Genomic DNA, 18,701 nt, shown 5'->3' with positions numbered 1-18,701 from the left:
GTCTGGAGCGTCTAGAACGCGTCCTCGTCCAGCTCCATCAGGTCCAGCTCGACGTTCTCGGCGACCTTGCGGGCGAGCGTGACACCCGGCAGGACGTTCGCCGCGAAGAACCGCGCCGCGGCGATCTTGCCGGTGTAGAACGCCTTGTCCTTGGCCGAGGCCGTGGCCAGCTTCTCGGCGGCGATCGCGGCGCCCTTGAGCAGCAGGTAGCCGACGACGACGTCACCGGAGGCCAGCAGCAGCCGGCTGGTGTTCAGGCCCACCTTGTAGATGTTCTTGGTGTCCTGCTCGGTGGCGGCGAGGTCGGTCAGCATCAGGCCGACGATCGCCTCCAGCTCCACGGCCGCCTTGGCCAGGTGCTCGCGGGCGCCCGCCAGTTCCTCGCCGCCGGTGCCGAGCGCGAGGAACTTCTTGATGTCCTCGGCCAGCGAGTTCAGCGCGGCGCCCTGGTTGCGGACGATCTTCCGGAAGAAGAAGTCCTGGCCCTGGATCGCCGTGGTGCCCTCGTACAGGGTGTCGATCTTGGAGTCCCGGATGTACTGCTCGATCGGGTACTCCTGCAGGAAGCCGGAGCCGCCGAAGGTCTGCAGCGACTGGGCGAGCTGCTCGTAGCCCTTCTCGGAGCCGTAGCCCTTGACGATGGGCAGGAGCAGGTCGTTCAGCGCCTCCTCGGCCGAGGCGTCCTCGCCGTTCGCCTCCTTGAGCTGGATGGCGTCCTGGATGGAGGCGGTGTACAGCACGAGGGCGCGCATGCCCTCCGCGTACGCCTTCTGCGTCATCAGCGAGCGGCGCACGTCGGGGTGGTGGGTGATGGTGACCTTGGGCGCGGTCTTGTCCATGAAGTTGGCCAGGTCCGGGCCCTGCACGCGCTCCTTGGCGTACTCCAGCGCGTTCAGGTAGCCGGTGGACAGCGTGGAGATCGCCTTCGTGCCGACCATCATGCGGGCGAACTCGATGATGCGGAACATCTGGCGGATGCCGTCGTGCTTGTCACCGATGAGCCAGCCCTTGGCGGGGTGCTGGTCGCCGAAGGTCATCTCGCACGTGTTGGAGGCCTTCAGGCCCATCTTGTGCTCGACGTTGGTGGCGTAGGCGCCGTTGCGCTCGCCGAGCTCGCCGGTCTCGAAGTCGAAGAGGTACTTCGGGACGAGGAAGAGGGAGAGGCCCTTGGTGCCGGGGCCGGCGCCCTCGGGGCGCGCGAGCACGTAGTGGAGGATGTTCTCCGACATGTCGTGCTCACCCGAGGTGATGAAGCGCTTCACGCCCTCGATGTGCCAGGAGCCGTCCTCCTGCTGGACCGCCTTGGTGCGGCCGGCGCCGACGTCCGAGCCCGCGTCGGGCTCGGTGAGGACCATGGTGGAGCCCCACTGCTTCTCGGTGGCGACCTTGGCGATGTGCTTCTGGACCTCGTTGCCCTCCTCGAAGAGGATGCCGGCGAACGCCGGGCCCGAGGAGTACATCCACACGGCCGGGTTGGCGCCCAGGATCAGCTCGGCGTAGGCCCAGATCAGGGAGCGCGGGGAGGTGGTGCCGCCGATCTCCTCGGGCAGGCCGAGCCGCCAGTACTCCGAGTCCATGAAGGCCTGGTAGCTCTTCTTGAAGGACGCGGGGACCGGCGCGGTGTTGGTCTCCGGGTCGAAGACCGGCGGGTTGCGGTCGGCGTCGATGAAGGACTCGGCCAGCTCGTTCTCCGAGAGGCGGGTCAGCTCCTCCAGCACACTCTTGGCGGTCTCGACGTCCATCTCCTCGAACGGGCCGGTGCCGTACACCTTGTCGCGCCCCAGTACTTCGAAGAGGTTGAACTCGATGTCGCGGAGATTCGACTTGTAGTGCCCCATGGCGACGGCTCCGTTAGAGGGATCGGCGAGGCACTGGCTCCTCGCACCTAGTTCACGTACCAACAAGTAGCTCCGATGATGCTACCCGTCGGTAATAAGAAGCAACCCCTGCCCGGCCAAGTGTGAGAAGGGTCTAGTCCGCGCCGCCTGGTACAAATCGTCCGGGGCGCCCTCGCGGGCCGGTCCCTCGGTACGCTTGCGCCCATGTACGGATACGGCCAGCCGATGGACGGTGGTGCTGCTCAGCAGCAGTACGCCCAGCCGCAGCAGCAGATGGGCGGTGTCGGCGGGTACGGCCAGCAGTCGCCGCTCTACCCGGAGCCGTCCCCGCCCTCGCTCGCGGACGCGGTGCGGGCCTTCACGACCGGGCAGATGCCCGCCGAGGACTTCCAGCAGATCTTCGCCACGTCGAAGGTCTACTGCCCGCGCGGCGACACCCCCGGCTTCCTCGCCCTGCACAACACCCAGCAGCCGGTGATCCCCATGTTCACCTCGCTCAAGGAGCTGCGCCGGTACGCGGGCAAGGAGTCCAAGTACTTCGTCATCACCGGTGCCGAGGTGATCGACCTGCTGCCGACGGGCTACGGCTTCGTCCTGGACATGGAGGGCGAGCACCGCATGGTGTTCGACGCGAAGGCGGTGGAGCAGATGGTCGACTTCGCGATGCGCCGGATGTACGGCGGCGGCTGAGCCGTCGGCGAGAGTGACGCGGCCCGGAGGGAATTCCCTCCGGGCTTTCTCTGTTCCTGGTGACAAGAAGTTCAACGCTCAACTAAAGTGGGCGTACCAAGGAGGTACCCACCATGCCTGCAGTGACCGTCGAGAACCCGCTGACGCTGCCCCGTGTGACCGCACCCGCCGACGCCGTGGCCCGCCCCGTGCTCGCCGTCACGACCGCCCCGAGCGGTTTCGAGGGCGAGGGCTTCCCGGTGCGCCGGGCGTTCGCGGGGATCAACTACCGCCATCTCGACCCGTTCATCATGATGGACCAGATGGGCGAGGTGGAGTACGCGCCCGGCGAGCCCAAGGGCACGCCCTGGCACCCGCACCGCGGCTTCGAGACCGTCACCTACATCATCGACGGGATCTTCGACCACCAGGACTCCAACGGCGGTGGCGGCACCATCACCAACGGGGACACCCAGTGGATGACGGCGGGCTCCGGCCTGCTGCACATCGAGGCCCCGCCGGAGTCCCTCGTCATGTCCGGCGGCCTCTTCCACGGCCTGCAGCTGTGGGTGAACCTCCCCGCCCGGGACAAGATGATGGCCCCGCGCTACCAGGACATCCGCGGCGGCAACGTCCAGCTGCTCAGCACCCCCGACGGCGGCGCGCTGCTGCGGGTCATCGCCGGTGAGCTGGACGGCCACCAGGGCCCCGGCGTCACCCACACCCCGATCACGATGATTCACGCGACCCTCGCCCCGGGTGCGGAGCTCACCCTGCCCTGGCGCGCGGACTTCAACGGCCTGGCCTACGTCCTCGCGGGCCGCGGCAGCGTCGGCACCGAGCGGCGGCCGATCCACCTCGGCCAGACCGCGGTCTTCGGCGCCGGCTCCTCGCTCACCGTCCGCGCGGACGAGAAGCAGGACTCGCACACCCCGGACCTGGAGGTCGTCCTCCTCGGCGGGCAGCCGATCCGTGAGCCCATGGCCCACTACGGCCCGTTCGTCATGAACACCAAGGACGAGCTGATGCAGGCCTTCGAGGACTTCCAGAAGGGCCGCCTGGGCACGATCCCGGCCGTCCACGGCATGACGGAGAGCGGCCCGCAGGGCTGACGCACCCGGTCCTTACGGCCGCCCGGCCCGCCTTCGCGGGGCGGGCGGCCGTTCCCGTGACCGGGGCGCCCCGCGGCTCACCCGCCCGGACTCCTGCGGCAGGACACCCGTCGGCGCCCGTGATCCGCTGGGCTCGTGCACCTGCTGCCCGACCCCGTCCGCCGGCTCGCCGCCTGGTGCGTCGTGCTGCTGCTCGCCGCCGGGGTCGGGTGGGTCGGGGTGCGGCTGTGCGGGCAGTTCCGTACGGCCGTCACCTCGGTGCTGCTCGCGCTGCTCGGCACCGCGCTGCTCGGGCCGTTGCACCGGAGACTGGTGCGGGCCGGGGTGCGGCGTTCGGTCTCGGCCGGGCTCACCTGCGTCGCCGTGGTGACCGTCGTCGGCGGTGCCCTCTACATCGTGGTCACCGCGCTCGTCGACAACGGCGACCAGATCATCGCCTCCCTGCGCGACGCGGCCAAGGCCGTCTCGCGGCACTTCGGGGCCGCCGGGCACGGCCTGGACGACCTCGCGGTCAACTCGCGCGAACTGCTGGGCAGGTTCGGCGGGACGGCCGCGTCCAACGTCATCAGCGGGGTCAGCGTGGTGGGCGAGAGCATCGCCATGGCCGTGCTCGCCCTGCTGCTGGTCTTCTTCTTCCTGCGCGACTCCCACCGTGCGGTGGAGGCCCTGCGCACCGTCGCCCCCGGGGACACCGCCGACACCCTGGAGGCCGTCGCCCGGCGCGCCTTCCTGGCCGTCGAGGGGTTCATGCGCGGCACGACCCTGATCGCGCTCATCGACGCCCTGTGCATCACCCTCGGCCTGCTCATCCTCCGGGTGCCCGGTGCCGTGGGCCTCGGCGCGCTGGTCTTCGTCGGCGCCTACATCCCCTACCTCGGGGCCTTCGTCTCGGGCACGCTGGCCGTGCTGGTCGCCCTCGCCGACCGCGGCTTCGTCGTCGCGCTGTGGGCGCTCGGCGTGGTCCTCGGTGTCCAGGTGCTGGAGGGGCACGTGCTCCAGCCGCTGATCCAGAGCCGGACCGTGCAGATGCACCCCGCCGTGGTGATGGTGACCATCACCGCCGGCGCCTCCGTCGCGGGCATCCTCGGGATGCTCCTCGCGGTGCCGCTGACCGCGGCCGTTTTCGGGGTCGTACAGGAGCTGAGGACCCGCTACCCGGGCTCCCCGTCCAGGCCGCCGAACGCGTCCTCCGGAGCGTCCGCCCAGTCCCCCGGGCCGTCGGGACCGCCGGAACCGTCCGGGCCGCCGGAACCGTCCGGGCCGTCCCCCGGCCCCTTCGGCTCGTAGAGCTCGAACCAGATGCTCTTGCCCTCGCCCCGGGGGTCCACGCCCCAGGCGTCCGCGAGGATGCCGATCAGCATCAGACCGCGCCCGGAGGAGGCCAGTTCGCCGGGGCGGCGCTTGTGGGGCAGGTCGTCGCCCGTGTCGAAGACCTCCACCCGCAGCCGGCGCCCGCCCGTCTGCCCGGTGACCTCGGCGAGCAGCAGCGCGTCGGCGTCGGTGTGCACCAGCACGTTGGTGCACATCTCGGAGACGAGCAGCACCGCCGAGTCCACCTGCTCCTCCGCGGCCCAGTCGTGCAGCAGCTCGCGCAGGTGCTGGCGGGCCTCGGCGATCCGCTCCGGCTCGTCCTGCCCCACCGACAGCAGCGTGCGCCGCACCCGGGGCCGTACGGTCGTGGTGTCGCCGCAGCCGCAGCCCTCGCCGGGACGGCAGAGCAGCAGCAGCGCGATGTCGTCCTCCCTGCGGTCGGCCAGCGGGCCGGTGGTGTGGTGCGAGGACGGACCGTGCACGCCCTGCACCAGCGCGTCGGCCAGCGACTCCATGTCGCCCCGGTGGTCCTCCAGGATCGCCCGCAGCCGCCGCCAGCCGCTGTCCATGTCGTGCCCGCCGGTCTCGATCAGACCGTCGGTGCAGAGCACCAGCGTCTCGCCGGGCTCCAGCGCGAACCGGGTGGTCGGATAGTCGGCGTCCGGGTCGACGCCCAGCGGCACCCCGCCCGTCGTCGGCCGCAGCATCACCGTGCCGTCGGCCATCCGGATCACCGGGTCCGGGTGCCCCGCGCGGGCGATCTCCAGCAGCCCGGTCACCGGGTCCGCCTCCACGTACAGGCAGGTCGCGAACCGCAGGTCGGACATCTGCTCGTCGTGCGTGATGCCGTGCAGGAAGCGGGAGGCGCGGGAGAGCACGGCGTCCGGGCGGTGCCCCTCGGAGGCGTAGGCGCGCAGGGCGATGCGCAGCTGGCCCATCAGCCCGGCCGCCCGCACGTCATGACCCTGCACGTCCCCGATGACCAGCGCGAAGCGGCCGGAGGGCAGCGGGATCATGTCGTACCAGTCGCCGCCCACCTGCAGTCCGCCGCCGGTCGGGATGTACCGGGCGGCGATCCGCATGCCCGGTATCTCCGGGCCGAGCGAGGGCAGCATGGAGCGCTGCAGCCCCTCGGTGAGTTCCCGCTCGGACTCGGCGGCACCGGCCCGGGACAGCGCCTGGGCGAGCATCCGGGCGACCGTCGTCAGGACCGCGCGCTCGTCCGGGGTGAACACCACCGGGTAGGCGAAGGCCGCCATCCAGGCGCCCATGGTGCGCCCGCCGGCCGTCAGCGGCAGGAACGCCCAGGAGCGGCGGCCGAAGGGGCGGGCGAGCGGCCACGTTGCCGGGTAGCGCTCCTTGTACTCCGCGGGTGAGGACAGGTACACCGCGCGGCCCGTGCGGGCGACCTCGGCCGCCGGATAGTCCAGGGTGAGCGGCATGTCCGAGAAGGGGCCCATGTCGCCGGGCTGGTGCCCGTGCTGGCCGGTGATCGTCAGCCGGTCGCCCTCCACCCCGAAGACCACCAGCCCGTCCGGCGAGAACCCGGGCATCGACAGGCCGCCCGCCACCCGCAGCACCTCGGCCGTGGAGCGCGCCTCCGCCAGCGCCCGACCCGCGTCGAGCAGGAACGCCTCCCGCGAGCGCCGCCAGTCGCCGGTGACCGTGGTCCGGCCCATCGCCCGGTCCGGACCCGGCTCGGTGACCTCCTGGAGGGTGCCGATCAGCTCGTAGGCGTGCCGCTCGGGGTCGTAGGAGGGCTTGGAACGGCTGCGGACGACCCGGAGGATCTCGCCCTGCTCGTCCATGATCCGGATGCGGACCTCGGCGAGCGTGCCCTCGGCGACGGCGAGCTGCACCACCCCGGTGATCTCGTTCCAGTCGACGGGGTGCAGCCGGGCCCGGGTCCGGGCCTCCGTGAGAGTGGTCCGCTCCGCGGGCAGCCCGAGCAGCCGCGCCGCCTCCGCGTCGACGGTGACCAGTCCCGTGGCCGTGTCCCAGTGCCACATGCCGGTCGCGAGGGCGGCGAGGACGTCCCCGACGTACGGGAGGGGCTCGCCTGTGCGCATTGCCCCACTTTAGGAAGATCCCCTTGGTAGGTGCCACTGTAAGTAGATCTGATGGGATCGGTTCCAGGGTTGGAGGTACCGCCGAAGGCCTGGTGCCGGGCCCGGGTGGGCGCACAGTAATGGTGGGGAGCCGATCTTGGCCTGCCCGGTACCCTTGATGGGTCCGGGCCCCGTGCCCGTTCTCGCGGGGACCACCCCGCAGACCTCACACACGAAGGACGATGAACGACGATGCATCGGTACAGGTCCCACACCTGCGGCCAGCTCCGCGCCTCTGACGTCGGCACCGACGTCCGGCTCAGTGGCTGGCTGCACAATCGGCGCGACCTGGGCGGCATCCTCTTCATCGATCTGCGCGACCACCACGGCATCACGCAGCTGGTCGCCCGCCCCGGCACCCCGGCGTACGAGGCCCTGGACAAGATCTCCAAGGAGTCCACGGTCCGCGTCGACGGCAGCGTTGTTTCACGTGGAACCGAGAACATCAACCCCGACCTGCCCACCGGCGAGGTCGAGGTCGAGGTGTCCGAGGTCGAGCTGCTCGGCGCCGCCGCCCCGCTGCCCTTCACGATCAACGCCGAGGACGGGGTCAACGAGGAGCGGCGCCTGGAGTACCGCTTCCTCGACCTGCGCCGCGAGCGCATGCACCGCAACATCATGCTGCGTACGGCGGTCATCTCGGCGATCCGCCACAAGATGACGGCGCTGGGCTTCAACGAGATGGCGACCCCGATCCTGTCGGCGACCTCCCCCGAGGGCGCGCGCGACTTCGTGGTCCCCTCCCGGCTGAACCCGGGCAAGTTCTACGCCCTGCCGCAGGCCCCGCAGCAGTTCAAGCAGCTGCTGATGATCTCCGGCTTCGACCGCTACTTCCAGATCGCGCCCTGCTTCCGCGACGAGGACGCCCGCGCCGACCGCTCGCCGGGCGAGTTCTACCAGCTCGACGTCGAGATGAGCTTCGTCGAGCAGGAGGACGTCTTCCAGCCGATCGAGCAGCTGATGACCGAGCTGTTCGAGGAGTTCGGCAACGGCCGCCACGTCACCTCCCCCTTCCCGCGGATCCCGTTCCGCGAGGCGATGCTGAAGTACGGCTCCGACAAGCCGGACCTGCGCGCCAAGCTGGAGCTGGTCGACATCACCGACGTCTTCGAGGGCTCGGAGTTCAAGGCCTTCGCCGGCAAGCACGTCCGTGCGCTGCCGGTGCCGGCGGTTCAGGACCAGCCGCGCAAGTTCTTCGACCAGCTCGGTGACTTCGCCGTGTCCCTCGGCGCGAAGGGCCTGGCCTGGGTCCGCGTCGGCGAGGACGGCACGCTGTCCGGCCCGATCGCGAAGTTCCTCACCGAGGAGAACGTCGCCGAGCTGACCAAGCGCCTCTCGCTCGCCGCCGGCCACGCGATCTTCTTCGGCGCGGGCGAGTTCGACGAGGTCTCCAAGATCATGGGCGCGGTCCGCGTCGAGGCCGCCAAGCGGGCCGGCCACTTCGAGGAGAACGTCTTCCGCTTCTGCTGGATCGTCGACTTCCCGATGTACGAGAAGGACGAGGAGACCGGCGCGATCGACTTCTCGCACAACCCCTTCTCCATGCCGCAGGGCGGACTGGAGGCCCTGGAGACCCAGGACCCGCTGGACATCCTGGGCTGGCAGTACGACATCGTCTGCAACGGCGTCGAGCTGTCCTCCGGCGCGATCCGGAACCACGAGCCGGACATCATGCTCAAGGCCTTCGAGATCGCGGGCTACGACCGTGAGACCGTCGAGGAGAAGTTCGCCGGCATGCTGCGCGCCTTCCGCTTCGGCGCCCCGCCGCACGGCGGCATCGCCCCCGGCGTGGACCGCATCGTCATGCTCCTCGCGGACGAGCCCAACATCCGCGAGACGATCGCCTTCCCGCTCAACGGCAACGCCCAGGACCTGATGATGGGCGCCCCGACCGAGCTGGAGGAGTCCCGCCTGCGTGAGCTGCACCTGAACATCAGGAAGCCGCAGCCGAAGTAGGGCGCGCCACGAACGCGGGAGAAGGTCCCGGGACCGGAACCGGTCCCGGGACCTTCTTCTTGACCGCAGCGCCGGGCCCGGCTTGTACAGCCGCGGGGTGCCGCTGCTCAGCCTGACCAGGACGTCGTTGAAGCGGGCGGCTGCTCACTCGTCGGTGTCGGGGCCGGGCTCCTCGTCCGGGGAGGCGCCGTCCTCCATCAGGCGTTCGGCGATGTCGTCGGACCACCGCTGGGCCCAGGCGCGCAGCCCGTCGATCCGCGCCTCCTCCACGCCGTACCGCAGGAACTCGCCGACGGAGTAGAAGTCCGTGCCGGTCAGCCGGGACTGCAGGGTGGGCAGGTCGAAGACGTCGTGGGCGTGCCTGCGGCCCAGTTCCTCCAGGCCGGGCAGCGGGAAACGGGCGGCCGCGGCCTGCGCGTCGATCAGGTCGACCGCCGCGCCCCGGTCGTACAGCGCGCGGATCTTCGTGCCGACGGCGTCCTCCAGCGAGAGCGCCGGGCCGTACTCCGTCAGCTCCGGCGGCTGCCAGAAGGCCTCCTTGTGCAGCGCCAGGACGCAGGGCTCACCGGACGGCGGGTCGGTGACCGTCAGCTGCGCGGTGCGCGCGGTGGCGGCCCCGGCCCGCACCGGCCGGCCGCGCGCCTCCAGGGCCGCGGCGACGGCTCGGGCGATTCGGTCCATGGGCTCGGCGCTCTCGGTGGCGAGGTCCAGATTGCCGTGCGGGCGCCGGAGCAGCCCGTGCGCCTCGAGGGCGTAGCCGCCGGCGAGCACCAGACCGTACGGGCCGCCCGCCGCTACGACGTCCGCGAGCAGCCGCCGGTGGGGTTCGGGAAGGTTCACGGCACCCGTACTCTGCCAGAACCGACACCGGACCCGTGCGCATCCGCGCCGGTGCGTACGGCCTCCGGAAGGGGGCGGGGATTTTTTCCGGGTGATGTCACACGGGCGGCGGGGCGGGTGTCAGGGGGGTGTCCGTAGTCGTCCGAACGTTCCACGGGAGCCCCTCATGCGTATCGCCCATGTCGTCGTCACCCTGCTCGCCGCGCTGATGGCCGGGTTCTCCGGGACCGTGCTCCTGATGCGTGCCGACTGGATCGTCAAGGCGCTCACCGACTACCGGGTGCCGAGGTCGTGGTGGACCTGGCTCGGGGTGGCCAAGGCCGCGGGGGCCGTCGGGCTGGTGGCCGGGCTGTTCGTACCGGTGATCGGCGTGCTCGCCGGCATCGGCCTGGTCCTGTACTTCACCGGAGCGGCCGTCACCGTGGCCCGCGCCCGCTGGTACGCCCACATCTCCTTCCCGCTCGTCTACGCCGCTCCGGTGGTCGGCGCGCTGGTGCTGGGGTGGGCGGCCTGAGGGAGGGCGGTGCCGGCCCGTTCCGAACAGGTGCCAGCGAGCCCCCGGGTCCACCGACCCGGGGGCTCGTTCACTGCGTGCGGCCGGCGATCAGGCCGGCTCCTCACCGCCGAAGCGCTCCTTGTACGCCGCCAGGTCCTCGTCCGTCAGCTTGGCGAACAGCACCGGCGGGACCGTGAACGGGGTGCCGGCCGGGACGGCGGCCAGGGCCCTGGCCTCGTCCTCGGTGACCCAGACCGCGGTGTCCTCGGCCAGCGAGAACGCCTCGCGCATCGTCTTCGCCGTGCTCGGGATGAACGGCTCGGAGACCACCGCGTACAGGTGGATGAGGTTCATCGCGGTACGCAGGGTGAGGGCCGCGCCGTCCTTGTCGGTCTTGATCTCCAGCCAGGGGGCCTTCTCCTCCAGGTAGGAGTTGCCGGCCGACCACAGGGCGCGCAGGGCGGCCGCGGCCTTGCGGAACTGGAGGGCCTCCATGTGCTCCTCGTACTCGGCGAGGAGACGGGCGATCTCCTCGCCGAGCCGTGCCTCCGCGTCGCCGGGCGCGCCGCCGGCCGGCACCTCGTCGCCGAAGCGCTTCCTGGAGAAGGACAGGACGCGGTTGACGAAGTTGCCGAGGGTGTCGGCGAGGTCCTTGTTCACCGTGGCGGTGAAGTGCTCCCAGGTGAAGGACGAGTCGTCCGACTCGGGGGCGTTGGCGATGAGGAAGTAGCGCCAGTAGTCGGCGGGCAGGATGTCCAGGGCCTGGTCGGTGAAGACGCCCCGCTTCTGGCTGGTGGAGAACTTGCCGCCGTAGTACGTCAGCCAGTTGAAGGCCTTGACGTAGTCGACCTTCTTCCACGGCTCGCGCACGCCCAGCTCGGTGGCCGGGAACATCACGGTGTGGAAGGGGACGTTGTCCTTCGCCATGAACTCCGTGTAGCGCACGGTGTCGTCGGCCTCGTACCACCAGGACTTCCAGTCGCGGTTCTCCGGGTCCTGGTCGGCCCACTCCTTCGTCGCGCCGATGTACTCGATCGGGGCGTCGAACCAGACGTAGAAGACCTTGCCCTCGGCGGCCAGCTCCGGCCACGTGTCGGCGGGGACCGGGACGCCCCAGTCCAGGTCACGGGTGATCGCGCGGTCGTGCAGGCCCTCGTTCAGCCACTTGCGGGCGATGGAGGAGGCCAGCTGCGGCCAGTCGTTCTCGTGCCGGGCGACCCACGCCTCGACCTCGTGCTGCAGCTTGGACTGGAGCAGGAAGAGGTGCTTGGTCTCGCGGACCTCCAGCTCGGTCGAGCCGGAGATCGCGGAGCGCGGGTTGATCAGGTCGGTGGGGTCGAGCACCCGGGTGCAGTTCTCGCACTGGTCGCCCCGGGCCTTGTCGTACCCGCAGTGCGGGCAGGTGCCCTCGACGTAGCGGTCCGGGAGGAAGCGGCCGTCGGCCGGGGAGTACACCTGGCGGATCGCCCGCTCCTCGATGAAGCCGTTCTCGTTCAGCTTGCGGGCGAAGTGCTGGGTGATGTCGCGGTTCTCCGGCGAGGAGCTGCGGCCGAAGTAGTCGAAGGCCAGCGCGAAGCCGTCGTAGACCGCCTTCTGCGCGTCGTGCGCCTGGGCGCAGAACTCGTCCACCGGGAGGCCCAGCTCCTTGGCGGCCAGCTCGGCCGGGGTGCCGTGCTCGTCGGTGGCGCAGATGTAGAGGACGTCGTGACCGCGCTGGCGGAGGTACCGGGAGTACACGTCCGCCGGGAGCATGGACCCCACCATGTTGCCCAGGTGCTTGATCCCGTTGATGTAGGGAAGGGCGCTGGTGATGAGGTGTCGAGCCATCGCGGGCTGCTCCCAGGTCGCTGAGTTTACGAACCTTGAAATCGTAGCCGACGTGTGTATGCCGCCCGCTTCCCGTTTTACGGACTGGGAAGGGGCGGCATGGTCACGGGGGGTTACGCCGTGTCACGGGCGCCAGGTCGCGAGCACGCCCTCGTACAGCTCGGCGTCCGTCAGTTCGCGGGGGGTGGGGCCCGCGTGGAAGAAGGACGTGTTGGCGGTCTTCAGCTTGCGGAGGTAGTCGAAGGCCTTGTTGTCGTGCTCGCCGAAGGCGACGAAGGAGAAGAAGACGGCGGGGTGGGTGTCCGCGGCTGCGGTGAGGGCCTGGGTCGCGGGGGTCTTCGCGTCCGGGGCGCCGTCGGTCTGGAAGACCACGAGGGCGGGGGTGCCGGGGTCGGCGTTCTTCTCGTAGTGGGCGAGTACGGCCTCCACGGCTGCGTGGTAGCTCGTACGGCCCATGCGGCCGAGGGACGCGTGGACGTCGTCGATCTTCGTCTCGTGGTCCTCGGCGAGGGTGAGGTCGGTGGTGCCGTCGACCTCCGTGGAGAAGAAGACGACGTGGACCGTGGCCTCGGGGTCCAGGTGGGCGGCGAGGGCGAGGGTCTGGTCGGCGAGGGCCTGGGCCGAGCCGTCCTTGTAGTACGCGCGCATGCTCGCGGAGCGGTCCAGCACGAGGTAGAGCTTCGCTCGGGTGCCGGTGAGGTCGGTCTTCGCGAGGGTGGTGGTGGCGGCGTTGTACGCGGTCGCGAGGGCGGGGGCGGCGGCCTTGACCTTGGGGAGGGGGGTGGCGGGGGTGGGGGTTGCCTGCGGCGCGTCGGCATCCGTGTTCCCACCCGCACCGCCCGTGCGGGTCTCGTCGTCGGCTGCCGGTGGCCCCTGCGGGGTGTTCTCGCCGTCGGCGGCTTGCGGCTCGTCCGTGGCTTCGGCCAGGGCGGCGGTTTCCTCGGCCGGGCTCGCCGCCTCGTCCGCCTGTGCCGGCGCCGGTTCCTCGGCCTCCTGAGGCTCGGCTGCCGTCTCGGCCTCCGGCGCCTCGGCGGTCTGCTCCTCTACGACCGCCACCGGCTCCGCCGCCTTCTCGGCCTCGGGCTCGGCGGCCGGTTCCTCAGCCTCGGCCGCGGGCTCCGTCTTCGCCTCAGCCTCGGCCTCGGCGTCGGTCTCGGCTTCCTCGGTCTCGGCCGTATCGGCGGCGGGGCTGACCTCGGCTCCTTCCTCGACCGCGGGCTCGGCGGTGGCCTCTGCCTCCTCGGTCTCCGGCTCCGCGCTCGCCTCGGTCTCCGCCTCAGCAGCGACCTCGGCCTCCGGCTCGGCAACCTTCTCCGCCTCGGCGCCGACCGCAGCCTCGGGCGCCGTTCCAGCCTCAACCGGCGACTCGGCCTCGGCCTCAGCCTGCGGCGCAGCCTCAGCGGCCTCCTCCGCGACCGCGGGCTCGGCCGCGGGGCTGACCTCGGTCTCCCCTTCGACCGCGGGCTTCGCCTCGGCCTCGGGCTCGGCCTCCTCGGCGGCCGGTGCGTCGGTCTCGGCCGTCGTCTCGGCGGTGGGGCTGACCTCGGTCTTCTCCTCGGCCTCCGGCTCGGCGGTGGCCTCGGCGGCCTTCTCGGCCTCGGCCTCCGGCTCCGCGGTCGCCTCGGTCTCCGGCTCGGCGGTGGCCTCGGCGGCCTTCTCGGCCTCGGCCTCCGGCTCCGCGGTCGCCTCGGTCTCCGACGCGGCCTTCTCCTCGGTCTCCGGCTCGGCGGTGGCCTCGGCGGCCTTCTCGGGCTCGGCCGACGGCGTTGCCTCCGCGGACTCCTCGGGCTCAGCCGGTGGCGTTGCCTCCGCGGACTCCTCGGGCTCAGCCGGTGGCGTTGCCGCGGCGGCCTTCTCGGGGTCGGTTGCCGGGGGTTCCTCCGTTGGGCGGGGGACCTGGATGTTGTTGAAGGCCGCTGCCACCAGGTCGTGTTCGTCGGGGCCCGAGGTGCGGGGCTCCGGGACGGTCGGGGCCGGCCCGGTGGGGGCCGACCGGCGGGGCTCCGGGACGGTGGCGGTCGGCTCCGGAGCCGCGGGGGTCGGGGTCGGGGCCGCACCCTCTGCATCGGCGGCCCGGGACTTGCGTGAGCGGCCGAATGCGTTCCGCAGGAGAGTGAGAATGCCCATGTGCGCAACCCTTCGCGTGAGGTGAAACCGTCAATCGCTGGCCAGGACGGACACGTAAGGTTAGCGGCCCCGGGATCGGTCAGTGCGGGGACGCGATCGAGCGGGCCGTGGCCACCTCCTGGCGGAGGGGTTCGAGGACGCTGCCCGCGGGTCCGGTGAGGTCGGTGCGGACCGGGGTCAGGGTCTCCGCGCTGCGGACGCCCTCGGACAGTTCGCGCAGTTGCAGGGCGACTTGGGCGATCTCGGCGGCCGACGGCGCGGCCGCCCCGTGCCGGACGCGCACGCGGGCCGCGGTCGTGGCGTCGACGATGCGTTCGACCGCGACGACCAGGGGCCACCACGCGGCGGCGCGGCGGCCGGTCGGCGGCGGCTCGGTCAGGGCCCGCTGGAACTCGGTGCGGATGACGGAGAGGTCGCGGTAGAGGCGGCGGCGCATACGGGCCCGGCCCGCCGGGTCCTGGCCGGTGCCGAACGCCGTCTCCACATAGGTCGCCGTGTCCGCCACCGCGTCGGCCAGCCGGTCGCCGACACGGGTGTGCCAGCTCTCCGGCCACAGCAGGTAGCCCGCGACCAGGGCGATCGCGCAGCCCAGCAGCGAGTCGGCCAGCCGGGGCAGCAGCAGGGCCGTGCCCTGGCGGTTGAGGATGTCCGACAGCAGGAGGATCACCGGTGTGATCGCCATCGTCTGGTAGCCGTAGCCGCGCGGGGTGAGCGCCGGGATCAGGGGACCGAGGACCAGCAGCGCGACGACGACGCCCCAGCCGAGCGGGACCTCCGCGAGGACCACCGCGGCGATCACCAGACCGGCCACCGTGCCCAGGGCGCGCAGCAGGGCGCGGGAGAAGACCGAGCCGAAGTCGGGTTTGAGGACGAAGGTGATGGTGAGGGCCACCCAGTAGGAGCGGGGGACCGGGACCAGGGACACCAGGGACTGGGCGATGGCGATGCACAGGGCGAGTCGGAGGCCGTAGCGCCAGGAGTTCGCCGACAGGACGACGTTGCGGGTGGCGCGGGCGGTGCGGATGCCCAGGGCGGCCGGGCGGCCCAGGCGGTCGTCGATGCCCCGGGGGTCCACGTCGGGGGCGGACACCACCTCGGCGGTGTGGCGCAGGGCGTGGTCCATCGCGCGGGCCGTCTCCGTGGTGGGCAGGGGCAGGTCGAGGGCTATCGGGCCGGTGTAGCCCGTCTCGACGGCGTGGGCCAGGTGGTGGAGGGCGGCGGGGAACTGCCCGGGCAGCGGGCGGCCCGAGAGATGGGCTGCGGGGGCCGCCTCGACCACCGGGGTGATGGCGTTCAACTGGGCGAGCATGCGGGTGAGTTCGGGGCTGCGCCCGTGCTCGCGGGCGCGCCGGCCCAGGATCAGGTCGTAGGACTGGTTCAGGGAATGGGTGACGGCCCGGCGGGCCTCGTCGTACTCCTCGGTGCGGTCCGTGCCGGAGACGGACAGGAGGGCCGCGACCGTGCGGTAGGCGGCGGCCACCGCGGAGCGTTCGGGGACGCCGGAGCGCAACGGCCACGCCAGCAGCGCCAGCAGGAGGATCAGCAGGCCGCCGCCGGTCATCAGGGCCGGGGCCAGCCACCAGGGGCGGGGCAGCGGAAGGCCCGCGCCGACCACGCAGTTGAGCAGGAGCAGCAGGCCGGAGACCGAGGCCACCGCGCCGATCGTGGAGATCATCCCGGAGACCAGGGCCACCCCGGTCACCACGGCCACCGCGTACCACCCGTGCCCGTACGCCAGCGCGCCCAGGGTGACGCCGACCGCGCCGAAGAGCTGGGGCACGGCGATGTTGAGGATGCGCATGCGGTAGGCGTCGGCGGTGTCGCCGATGACGCCGGACAGGGCGCCCATGGAGGCGAGGGCGCCGTAGGCGGGGCGGCCGGTGGCCAGGCCCACGGCCAGGGGGAGTGCCAGCCCGACGGCGGCCCGGGTCATGGCCGGCCGGTTGAGCGGTGCCCGCTGGGGTTGGAGGTTCCGCACCAGCCAGTCGGGAGGGGTGAGGCCGATGGGGAACTCTCGGGACATGCGCCCATTATGACCGGTTGGCCCCCGCCGACCTGGGGTCATCCCCGCCGGTAGAGCGTCAAGTCCACGACGAGCGCGCGGTGGTCGCTGCCGGTCACGCGCAGGAAGTGGGCGCCGGTGGCGCCGAAGTCCGGGGAGAGCAGTACGTGGTCGATCTGGGCGCCGATGACGGAGGCGGTGCGTGCGGGCCAGGAGGGGGTGCGGTCGTGCCCGGCGAGGCGGGCGGCGTCGGTCAGGCCGGTGTCCAGGATGCGGCGGAAGGCCGCGTGGTCCTGGGTGGCGTTGAAGTCGCCGGCGAGGAGGGTCGGGGTGTGCGGGCCGGCGGCGGCGAAGGCGCGCAGCCGGCCCAGTTCGCGTTGCCACAGGGCGACCTGGCCGGGCAGCGGGGGCATGGGGTGGGCGAGCTGCAGCCGTACGGCGTGGCCGTGGACGTCGGCGACGGCGCCGGGCATGCCCATGGTGCCGGGGACACCGGCGGTCGGCTTCAGGGGGAAGCGGCTGAGGATGAGGGAGCCGTGGGATCCGGCCGCGCGCACCGCCTGGCGGTAGGGGTAGACGGCCGCGAAGTCGCGTTCCAGGGTGGCCTGGCAGGTGTACTCGCACTCCTCCACGAAGACCAGGTCCGGACGCCGGTCGCGGATCAGCGGGACCAGCGCGGGGGTGCCGCGGCCGAACTCGACGTTCGAGGTCATCACGCGAAGGGAGGCGAGGGGCGGGCCGGCGGGTTCGCCGACCCTGCCGTAGGGGTCCAGGTACCAGGCGAGCAGGCCGAGTACGGCGATCCCCCACACCAGTCCGGTCCACCAGCGGGCGAGCAGCGCGCACAGCAGGGCGAAGGCGGTGGGGGCCAGCAGCCAGGGCAGGAAGGCGAGCAGCTGGGGGACGGGGGTGATGCCGTCGGTGCCGGCGGCCCGGCAGCCGACGAGCACGCTCACCCCGGCCAGCAGCAGCCCGGCGCACCAGGCGCCGAGCCTGCGTCCGGGCGTCCGGCTCATGGCCTCCGCCCGAGTCCGTGACACCGCCCCGCCCACGCCCGGACGACGACGGCGATCACGCCCGGACGCCCGCGCCCGGGCCGCCGGACCAGAGAACAAGGCCTACGACTCGCCTGCCGGGGCAGGGGCCGGTGCGCGTGGTCCGGGTGCCGGTGCAGGGGCGGGTGCGTGTGATCCGGGGGTCGGGGCGGCGGGCGGTGGCTGCGGTCCAGGGGGCGGGTCATGGGCCGGTGTGTGCGGTCCGGGTGTCGGGTCAAGGGCTGGAGCCCGCGGCCCGGGTGGCGGCTCGTGGGCTCCGCCTGGGTCCGGTGCGTCGCCGTGGTCGTGCGCGGGCGCTGGTGCAGGGGCGGGTGCGTGTGATCCGGACGTCGGGTCAGCGGCCGGTGGCTTCGATGCGGGTGTCGGGTCGACGGCCGGTGGCTGCGACACGGCTGCCGGGTCCGTGGCCGGTGGCTGCGGTCCGGGCGTCCGGACAGGGGTCGTTGGCTGTGATGCGGCTGCCGGGTGAGGGGCCGGTGCCCGGGGGCCAGGGGTCGGGTCATGGGCCGGGGTGGTGACCAGCGCGTCGGTTCACGGGGCCGAGCCTACGAGCCGTCGTCCACGCGCGCCAGGAAATCCCCGAGCACCCGGTTGAACTCCTCGGGCCGCTCCAGGTTGGGCAGATGGGCCGCGCCCTCGACGACGTGCAGCGTGGAGTCGGGCAGGGCCGCGTGCATGGCCTCGGCGTCGGAGACGGGCGTGTAGGTGTCGTCCGCGCCGACCACGACGAGCGCGGGCACGGTCACCCGGGTCAGCAGGCCGCGGTAGTCGGGGCGTTCGGCCCGGCCGCGCAGCGCCGCGGCGGCGCCTTCGGGCGCGGTGGCCGTCATCATGCGGTGCACATGGGCCTTGACGTCGGGGCGGGCGTACGGCGCGACCATGCGCTCCAGCACCTCGTCGGCGTAGCCCCGCATGCCCTCGGCGAGCAGCCGGTCGGCCGTCGCGTTGCGGCCCCGTCCGCCCTCGGGGGTCTCCGGATCGGGGAAGGTGTCGGCGAGGACCAGGCCGCGGATCCGGCCGCCGAGGCGGTCGTGGCACTCCATGGCGATCTGGCCGCCCATCGACAGGCCCGCCAGCACGAAGGTGTCCACGCCGAGCCGGTCCAGGAGTTCCGCCAGGTCCTGGGCGTGGCGGGAGAGCGGGACCGTGCCGGGGGTCACCGGGGAGGCGCCGTAGCCGCGCAGGTCGGGGGCGATCACCCGGCGTTCGGCGCCGAACCGCGCGAGCTGCGGGTCCCACATCGTGCGGTCGAAGGGGTGGCCGTGGACGAGGAGGAGAGGAGTGCGGGAGGTCTCCGGGTTTTTGTCCGTGTACGCGAGGAACGGTGCCATGTGAGCGACCCTAGGACGGCCCAACTGAT

The 18,701-nt window shown here is 72.1% G+C and carries 12 protein-coding genes and 1 pseudogene; 5 read left to right on the top strand and 8 right to left on the bottom strand.

Annotation, left to right across the window (positions count from 1 at the left end):
- Window positions 1–11 precede the first annotated feature (11 nt).
- Window positions 12–1,838 (bottom strand): acyl-CoA dehydrogenase, encoded by a 1,827-nt coding sequence (locus tag ACZ7FF_RS09965; protein WP_470810957.1) that lies wholly within the window; start codon window positions 1,836–1,838, stop codon window positions 12–14.
- A gap of 204 nt (window positions 1,839–2,042) precedes the next feature.
- Here ACZ7FF_RS09965 and ACZ7FF_RS09960 point away from each other — a divergent pair, with 204 nt between their 5' ends.
- From ACZ7FF_RS09960 to ACZ7FF_RS09950, 3 genes are all read left to right on the top strand, one after another.
- Window positions 2,043–2,528, top strand: a complete 486-nt coding sequence (locus tag ACZ7FF_RS09960) for an SseB family protein (protein ID WP_470810955.1) — start codon at window positions 2,043–2,045, stop codon at window positions 2,526–2,528.
- 113 nt (window positions 2,529–2,641) lie between these two features.
- On the top strand, window positions 2,642–3,619 hold the full coding sequence (locus ACZ7FF_RS09955) for a pirin family protein (protein ID WP_470810953.1): 978 nt from the start codon (window positions 2,642–2,644) through the stop codon (window positions 3,617–3,619).
- Between the two features lie 135 nt (window positions 3,620–3,754).
- Complete coding sequence (locus tag ACZ7FF_RS09950) at window positions 3,755–4,906, top strand: AI-2E family transporter (protein ID WP_470810952.1); 1,152 nt, start codon at window positions 3,755–3,757, stop codon at window positions 4,904–4,906.
- On the opposite strand, the pseudogene ACZ7FF_RS09945 reads toward ACZ7FF_RS09950, so the two are convergent.
- Window positions 4,858–6,999: pseudogene (locus ACZ7FF_RS09945) on the bottom strand (SpoIIE family protein phosphatase); the annotation flags it as partial. The gene ACZ7FF_RS09950 and the pseudogene ACZ7FF_RS09945 overlap by 49 nt on opposite strands.
- A 231-nt stretch (window positions 7,000–7,230) precedes the next feature.
- On the opposite strand from ACZ7FF_RS09945, the gene aspS reads away from it, so the two are divergent.
- Window positions 7,231–8,994 (top strand): aspartate--tRNA ligase, encoded by a 1,764-nt coding sequence (gene aspS / locus ACZ7FF_RS09940; RefSeq protein WP_470810951.1) that lies wholly within the window; start codon window positions 7,231–7,233, stop codon window positions 8,992–8,994.
- A gap of 144 nt (window positions 8,995–9,138) precedes the next feature.
- Here the strand turns inward: aspS and ACZ7FF_RS09935 are convergent, their stop codons facing one another.
- Entirely contained in the window at window positions 9,139–9,834 is a 696-nt protein-coding gene (locus ACZ7FF_RS09935) for a nucleotidyl transferase AbiEii/AbiGii toxin family protein (protein WP_470810949.1), read from the bottom strand.
- Window positions 9,835–10,000: 166 nt separating this feature from the next.
- Here ACZ7FF_RS09935 and ACZ7FF_RS09930 point away from each other — a divergent pair, with 166 nt between their 5' ends.
- On the top strand, window positions 10,001–10,348 hold the full coding sequence (locus ACZ7FF_RS09930; RefSeq protein ID WP_470810948.1) for a DoxX family protein: 348 nt from the start codon (window positions 10,001–10,003) through the stop codon (window positions 10,346–10,348).
- Window positions 10,349–10,438: 90 nt separating this feature from the next.
- Here the strand turns inward: ACZ7FF_RS09930 and metG are convergent, their stop codons facing one another.
- From metG to ACZ7FF_RS09905, 5 genes are all read right to left on the bottom strand, one after another.
- A complete protein-coding gene (gene metG, locus ACZ7FF_RS09925) occupies window positions 10,439–12,157 on the bottom strand; it encodes a methionine--tRNA ligase (RefSeq protein WP_470810946.1) in 1,719 nt (572 codons plus the stop codon).
- Between the two features lie 123 nt (window positions 12,158–12,280).
- The gene (locus tag ACZ7FF_RS09920) at window positions 12,281–14,284 is read right to left on the bottom strand and encodes a VWA domain-containing protein (RefSeq protein WP_470810944.1); all 2,004 of its coding nucleotides are present in this window, start codon (window positions 14,282–14,284) and stop codon (window positions 12,281–12,283) included.
- A gap of 79 nt (window positions 14,285–14,363) precedes the next feature.
- On the bottom strand, window positions 14,364–16,307 hold the full coding sequence (locus tag ACZ7FF_RS09915; protein WP_470810942.1) for an FUSC family protein: 1,944 nt from the start codon (window positions 16,305–16,307) through the stop codon (window positions 14,364–14,366).
- 38 nt (window positions 16,308–16,345) lie between these two features.
- A complete protein-coding gene (locus tag ACZ7FF_RS09910; RefSeq protein WP_470810940.1) occupies window positions 16,346–17,302 on the bottom strand; it encodes an endonuclease/exonuclease/phosphatase family protein in 957 nt (318 codons plus the stop codon).
- Window positions 17,303–17,886: 584 nt separating this feature from the next.
- A complete protein-coding gene (locus ACZ7FF_RS09905; RefSeq protein ID WP_470810938.1) occupies window positions 17,887–18,672 on the bottom strand; it encodes an alpha/beta fold hydrolase in 786 nt (261 codons plus the stop codon).
- Window positions 18,673–18,701: the final 29 nt, after the last annotated feature.

This window comes from Streptomyces sp. NPDC037126 (assembly GCF_055605965.1).
This window is presented reverse-complemented; position numbering and strand designations above follow the sequence as displayed.